This window comes from Desulfovibrio piger (genome assembly GCF_012843875.1).
GTDB lineage: Bacteria > Desulfobacterota > Desulfovibrionia > Desulfovibrionales > Desulfovibrionaceae > Desulfovibrio.
In genome coordinates this window covers 1-555 of record NZ_JABAFY010000127.1, presented here as the reverse complement: position 1 = coordinate 555, position 555 = coordinate 1, and the positions used below count along the sequence as shown (strand labels likewise).

1 protein-coding gene is annotated in these 555 nt (G+C 54.8%); it reads left to right on the top strand.

Annotated features, from left to right (window positions below; all coding sequences use genetic code 11):
• Positions 1-17: 17 nt before the first annotated feature.
• A partial coding sequence (locus HF854_RS12445) for an RNA-guided endonuclease InsQ/TnpB family protein (RefSeq protein WP_205906135.1) occupies positions 18-555 on the top strand: 538 nt, incomplete at its 3' end.

The window sequence follows — 555 nt, the reverse complement described above, 5'->3', positions numbered from 1 at the left end:
GATAATGCCCTGTGCTGATGGCCCACAAGATAGCCCTTGACCTCAACAATCATCAGCGGACGTACATGCTGCGTGCGGCTGGTGTTGCCAGGTTCGCGTATAACTGGGCTCTTGAACAATGGGGCATCCAGTACAGGGCATGGCGCGAAGACGACACGCTTCCAAAGCCTTCCCAGTTTTCCCTCCGCAAACAGCTGAACGAGATCAAAAAGGAAAGCTTCCCCTGGATGCTCGAGGTGACGAAGTGTGCCCCTCAACTGGCGATCATCCAGCTTGGAGAAGCCTTCAAGAACTTCTTCGCGCATCGTGCCGCCTATCCGAAATTCAGGAAGAAGGGCGTGCACGACAGGTTCAGCATCTCCAATGACCAGTTCGCCGTTCAGGGAAAACGCATACGGATCCCCAAGCTTGGATGGGTCAGGATGCGTGAGGCTTTGCGATTTTCAGGAAAGCTCGTATCGGCCACTGTTTCCCGCATGGCCGACAGATGGTTCGTGAGCATCACGGTGGATACGGAAGACAGACGACAGCAGCACAACGAGAACCAAGAAGCTG